Raw genomic sequence first — 6,461 nt, 5'->3', positions numbered from 1 at the left:
TTTGCCTCACGGGTCAACCGCTAATGGAAACCCCATCAAGCGTCAGCCCCTTCTCATCCGCAGAAACGGCGAGAGTATCACCATCGTGAATTTTGCCTTCCAACAAAAGACCCGCCAGTGGGTTCTGCAAACTACGCTGAATAACCCGCTTCAATGGCCGCGCACCATAAACAGGGTCATAACCAGCCTCAGCCAACCACTCCGTACCTTTCTCATCCAAAGTGAGATTAACCTTCCGATCTTCCAGTAGCTTCCGCAGTCGCTCCAACTGGATATCGACAATCCGGCCCATATCCACACGCTGCAAACGCGAGAACAGAATGATTTCATCCAAACGGTTCAAGAATTCCGGACGGAAATGCGCCCGCACAACCTGCATCACCTGATCTTGCACAGCTTCTGGTGTTTCACCATCCGACTGATTAGCCAAAACATCAGAGCCCAAATTGCTTGTCAGCACGATGATGGTATTGCGGAAATCCACCACTCGCCCCTGACCATCCGTCAGACGCCCATCATCCAGCACTTGAAGCAGGATATTGAAAATATCCTCATGCGCCTTCTCAACTTCGTCAAACAGAATGACCTGATAAGGGCGACGGCGCACCGCTTCGGTCAGCACACCACCTTCATCATAACCAACATAGCCCGGAGGAGCGCCGATCAAGCGTGATACAGCATGCTTCTCCATGAACTCACTCATGTCGATCCGCAGCAAGGCACGCTCATCATCGAACAAGAACTGCGCCAAAGCCTTGGTCAATTCCGTCTTACCAACACCCGTAGGACCTAAGAAGAGGAACGAACCAATTGGGCGGTTCGGATCTTGCAAGCCCGCACGTGCACGCCGCACAGCATTGGAGACCGCCACCAGAGCCTGCTCTTGCCCGACAACACGATCACGCAACACGCTTTCCATGCGCAGCAGCTTCGCACGCTCGCCTTCAAGCATCCGGTCAACCGGCACACCCGTCCAGCGCGACACAACCGACGCAATACCCTGATCCGTCACGCTATCCGCAAAAAGCCCTTGCTTTGAAGCAACAGCTTCTTCCTGCTGCGCCTTCGCAATCTCAGCTTCCAGCTTAGGGATAGCGCTGTACATCAGTTCAGACGCACGGCCCAAATCCCCCTTACGCTGCGCAATCTCAACATCAGAACGCGCCACATCCAATTGCTCTTTAAGCTTCTGAATAGCGTTCACACGGTCTTTCTCAGCATGCCAAGACGCACTCATCGCGTCCGACCGCTCTTCCAGATCCGCCAATTCTGCTTCCAGAACCTCCAAACGCTGCTTAGATGCTGCATCTTCTTCTTTGCGGATCGCCTCACGCTCAATTTTCAACTGGATAATCCGACGATCCAACTCATCCAGCGCTTCCGGCTTGCTATCAATCTGCATCCGCAAACGGCTTGATGCCTCATCGATCAGATCAATCGCTTTATCCGGCAAGAAACGGTCCGTGATGTAGCGGTTCGATAATGTCGCGGCCGCAACCAGCGCATTATCCGTAATCCGCACACCATGGTGCAGCTCATACTTTTCTTTAATACCGCGCAGAATTGAGATCGTATCCGCCACCGTTGGTTCACCAACGAACACCGGCTGAAAACGACGGGCCAAAGCCGCATCTTTCTCAATATACTTACGATACTCATCCAGCGTTGTCGCACCCACGCAATGCAGCGTTCCACGCGCCAATTCTGGCTTAATCAAGTTCGACGCATCCATCGCACCGTCAGAGCGCCCTGCCCCAACCAGCGTATGCATCTCATCAATAAAGAGAATGATCTCTCCCTCAGCCGTCTCAATTTCTTTGAGCACAGCCTTCAGACGTTCTTCAAACTCACCCCGATATTTGGCGCCCGCGACCAATGCGCCCAAATCCAAAGACATCAGCTTCTTATTACGCAAAGCTTCCGGCACATCGCCGTTCACAATACGCAGCGCCAAACCCTCAACAATGGCCGTTTTACCAACACCCGGCTCACCGATCAGGACAGGATTGTTCTTACTCCGGCGCGCCAAAACCTGAATGGCCCGACGAATTTCTTCATCACGCCCAATCACCGGGTCCAACTTGCCGGCTTGCGCAACAGCCGTCACATCACGCGCATATTTCTTCAGCGCATCAAACGTGCTTTCAGCCGAGGCACTATCAACCGTCCGCCCTTTACGGATTTGCGCAACAGCACTTTCCAGAGCCTTCGCCGTAGCTTTCCCTTCGGCCAAAGCTTTACCTGCAGGCGTAGAGCTACCAGCAATCGCAACCAACAAACGGTCTTGTGCTACAAAACTATCGCCCGAAGCCGTCGCGGCTGACTGCGCCGCATCAAGCACGCGCACTAAGTCAGAAGTCGTTTGCGGCTGACCTGCACCACCACCCTGCACCTTTGGCAACTTCGCCAAAGCAGCGTCATTGGCCGTCTGTACAACTTTCGGATCACCACCCGCAGCACGGATCAGCCCAGAGGCTGCCCCCTGCTCATCATCCAACAGCGCCTTAAGCAAATGTTCTGGCGTTAATTGCTGATGGTAATCACGCAGCGCAATCGTTGAGGCTGCTTGTAAAAAACCCTGACTACGTTCGGTAAATTTTTGAATATCCATGATACTTAACCCTTTCATGCCCCTGTCAAAGGCGACATTCCGTATTCAACCGCCCCCGAAGGCAGCGGCTGTACAAAAGATGTAAGCGTTCACTTTGTCTTTTCAAGAGCCTGACGTGCACGTTGCGCCGGTCCATGCAGCACTAAATCCGCAGGTGATAAACGCTCAAACGCAGCGCGCTGCTGATGCCAATAGGGATAAATCAACGCCGGGGCACTCACACGCTCCAACGCCTCAACTTGCTCATCCGTCAAATGCACATCAACAGCCGCCAAATTATCCAAAAGCTGGCTCTCTTTACGTGCCCCCAGCACAACCGACGTCACGCCAGAACGCCCCAACAACCACGCCAGCGCAACACGCGCAGCAGAAACACCATGCTCCTCCCCAACGCGCACCAAGACTTCAACCGTATCGTACAATTTTTCACTATCGCGCACTTCAGGCTCACTCCACCCTTCAACGCGCCGCGTATCTTCTGGAGCAGCCTGATTACGGCGGAATTTCCCGGATAAAAGCCCACACGCCAGCGGACTCCAAACCTGCACCCCCAACCCTTGATCAACCGCCAAAGGCAGAAGCTCATATTCCGCATCTCGGGCTTCCAGCGAATAATAAATCTGCTGGCTCACCGGCGCTATCAAGCGATCCCGCTCCGCCACCGATAATACTTTCATCGCTTGCCAACCTGAGAAATTGGAAATCCCCGCATAACGGATCTTCCCCTGCTGCCGCAGCGTCTGCAGCGCTTCTAGCGTCTCATCAACAGACGTCAGCCCATCCCATTCATGCAAATAATACAGATCAATATGGTCACGCCCCAAACGCCGCAAACTATCCTCACAAGCATTTAAGATATGATGCCGGGACAACCCCTGTTCATTCGGCCCCTCCCCCGTCGGGAAGCGCACCTTACTCGTTACCAACAATTCACGGCTGCGGCCCTGTAAGGCTTTCCCCAAAATCTCTTCGGCCACGCCCGCAGAATACGCATCCGCCGTATCAAACATGTTCACACCATGCTCAACACATATATCCACCATACGGGCTGCTGCGGAAACATCCGTATTCCCTGTGGACGCAAATCCCCCCTGCCCCCCAAACGTCACAGACCCAAAATTAAAGGCTGAAACCCGCAACCCTGAACGCCCAAGCTGACGATACTGCATGACAAACGTACTCCCCTGTCACTGCGTGGCTCCCCTCACTACGCCACAAAGACCCGACAAGTTCACGCCCTGATCTCTACACGCCGCATATTGTGAAGTTCCCTCGCCCCCTTCGACAGATGCTGCACTCTGTTTTATGCTCAACATTCCTGCCATTGACCGGGGGCTTCAATGCGCCGCTTTTTACCGCTTCTGTTACCGATCGCACTCTCTGGCTGCTTTGACATGCCACACCCCTTTTCCAATCCGGGTGACCAAGCCAAATATCTTGCCGCGACGAACCTGCCCCCGTCCCGGTTAGATGTTCCTGCCCCCAACCTTGCAGGTCTTACCAGCGCTTCATCCACTATTCTCGCGCATGAACTCGCCACAGCCATGGTCAGCCAATCAGTGCCTGCCATTGCCCAAACACCCCGCCCCGGTGACTGGTGGGTTCAAATCACAGCAACCCCACAAGGCGGCAGCATCATCCCCCATTATACCCTCATGACACCCAAGGGAGAGGCACGAGCAGAGCGCGATGGCACTCCCATCAGCGCCGCAAATTGGACGCAAAACGACCCATTGCTAATGAAAACAATGGCAACTGAAGCCGCCCCAGCCATCACAGACCTACTTACTGGCATCCAAGCTTCTCTCATGGCGCAAGATCCCAATAGCCTCATGCACCGCCCCGCCAAAACATGCTTTGAAGGCGTACAAGGTGCACCCGGTGACGGAAACGTTGCCCTTGGCCGTGCCTTCTACTCCGCCTTCCCAAACAATACGGATACAATCCAAACCGATTGTTCAAAAGTCGATTTCATTATTCGTGGCGTTGCCAAACTCACCGCGCTCAAAACGCCACCTTCAACAGAGCAAATCGAAATTGCATGGCGCGTACGCACCCCTAAAGGCGAAGAACTCGGTGCTGCAACACAGCTCCATGCTGTTCCGGCTCATTCGCTTGATGGCGCTTGGGGCGATACCGCCATCGCCGCAGCCTCAGAAGCGGCCGATGCCGTACATACCATCATCACAAACTATTCAGGCCGCGAACACACACCGCTACCCAGCACCAATACCACCCCATCCAAGGGCTCTTAACACCCACCACTTGTCATATATCGGCACCACCTTCAGGATACTCCAATAATAAGCCGATATGTTTAGCTCCTTTTTCTACTTCATGAGGTACCTCAATGTCCGAACAACCCCCTGTAAAAGACGCCACATCTTCCATCAAAACCCGTACCGAAAGCCATAATAGGGGCGTCAATCTCCGCAAACGCCTCCCACGCTCCGCACAAGCCGAATGGCGCGCCCCCGAAGGCCGCCGTTCCGCTGTTGAGATCTTGGCTGAACAAGGCGAAAATCGCATCGCTGAACTCGTTCCCGTTCGCTACGAACGGATGCGCGTTTCCCCCTTCACCTTCTTGCGCGGCGCAGCAGCCGTCATGGCCGCAGACTTAGCCAACACCCCAAGCGCTGGCCCGCGCGTTCAGTCCTGTGGTGACTGCCACTTGGCCAATTTCGGCACCTATGCCTCCCCAGAAGGCGTGCCTGTTTTTGACATTAATGACTTTGACGAAACACTCGAAGCCCCCTTCGAATGGGACGTGAAACGCCTTGGCGCCTCCCTGATCCTCGCCGGTGAAGATGGCGGCCTTTCTCCAAAAGCATCCCGTGCACTCGCTGAGAATATGACGCTCAGCTATGCCCAACACATGACGCGCTTGGCCGATAAAAGCCCGCTCGAAATTTGGGCAGACCGCATTGATTTCCGTGATGCTATTGCTGACTTTGATGATAAAAAAGTCCGCGCACGCGCAGAAAAGCTGTTGTCTCAGCGCCTCAGCGCCGCCAAGGGCTATTTCGGCCTTATCCTCGGTGACGAAAGCGCACCGAAGCTGAAAGAAAAGCCTCCTCTGGTCATGCGCATTCCGGGCCGCGAAGATATTATTCGCAAAGCCTTTGACCGCTACCTGAAATCCCAGCCACCAGAACGTGCTATCCTCCTGCGCCGCTACGCGCTGAAGGACGTCATGTTCAAAGTCGTCGGCGTCGGCAGTGTCGGGACTTTCTGTGCAATCGGCCTGTTCGCCACGCCAGATGGCGAATACCTGCTGCTGCAAATTAAAGAAGCACAAACCTCCGTCCTCGCACCCTTCGCCGGCGCATCCCCGTTCAAAAACCAAGGCGAGCGCGTCGTCACCGGTCAGCGCGTCATGCAGGCCGTCACAGATGTCTTCTTGGGCTGGACACACACCAAGGCAGACCCCACAACAGACGCACCGGACCTCACAGGCAGCGGGCGTCAGTTCTATGTGCGCCGCCTGAAAGATGGCCGCTTGGCCGATATCGGTGCCGATGTCGCACAAGAAGGCTTGGCCGATTACGCCAAACTCTGCGGCCGTACTCTCGCACGTGCCCATGCTCGTTCCGGCGATGTCAGCCAGATTGCGGGTTACCTCGGCAAAGGCAAAGCCTTCGCAGATGCCATTACCACCTTCTCCGAGGCATACGCCGCACAAACACACGCGGATTGGGAATTGTTCACCGCAGCACTCGATAGCGGCGCCCTCAAAGGCCCCAGCACCGACAGCACAGGAACAGACGATAAGCCAGCCAGCGAATAAACTCTGGCCCTTTAAAAGGTTGATGGTGCCGCCACGGTGGCACCATCACACCACGGTTCAACA

4 protein-coding genes are annotated in these 6,461 nt (G+C 54.9%); 2 read left to right on the top strand and 2 right to left on the bottom strand.

Annotated features, from left to right (window positions below):
• Nucleotides 1-13: 13 nt before the first annotated feature.
• Both clpB and NTH01S_RS07410 read right to left on the bottom strand, forming a co-directional pair.
• A complete protein-coding gene (gene clpB / locus NTH01S_RS07415; protein ID WP_068171800.1) occupies nt 14-2,611 on the bottom strand; it encodes an ATP-dependent chaperone ClpB in 2,598 nt (865 codons plus the stop codon).
• Nucleotides 2,612-2,700: 89 nt separating this feature from the next.
• Nucleotides 2,701-3,780, bottom strand: a complete 1,080-nt coding sequence (locus NTH01S_RS07410) for an aldo/keto reductase (protein ID WP_068171797.1) — start codon at nt 3,778-3,780, stop codon at nt 2,701-2,703.
• 171 nt (nt 3,781-3,951) lie between these two features.
• Between NTH01S_RS07410 and NTH01S_RS07405 the strand changes: the two genes are divergently transcribed.
• Together NTH01S_RS07405 and NTH01S_RS07400 are read left to right on the top strand one after the other, a co-directional pair.
• Nucleotides 3,952-4,866, top strand: coding sequence for a hypothetical protein (locus tag NTH01S_RS07405; RefSeq protein WP_068171793.1), 915 nt, complete (start codon nt 3,952-3,954; stop codon nt 4,864-4,866).
• Nucleotides 4,867-4,961: 95 nt separating this feature from the next.
• Entirely contained in the window at nt 4,962-6,398 is a 1,437-nt protein-coding gene (locus NTH01S_RS07400; RefSeq protein WP_068171791.1) for a DUF2252 domain-containing protein, read from the top strand.
• Nucleotides 6,399-6,461 lie beyond the last annotated feature (63 nt).

Source organism: Neokomagataea thailandica NBRC 106555 (genome assembly GCF_001598495.1).
In the GTDB taxonomy this organism is placed as follows: Bacteria; Pseudomonadota; Alphaproteobacteria; order Acetobacterales; family Acetobacteraceae; genus Gluconobacter; species Gluconobacter thailandicus_A.
Note: the sequence above shows the minus strand (reverse complement) of the source record. Positions and strands in the feature narration are given on the sequence as shown.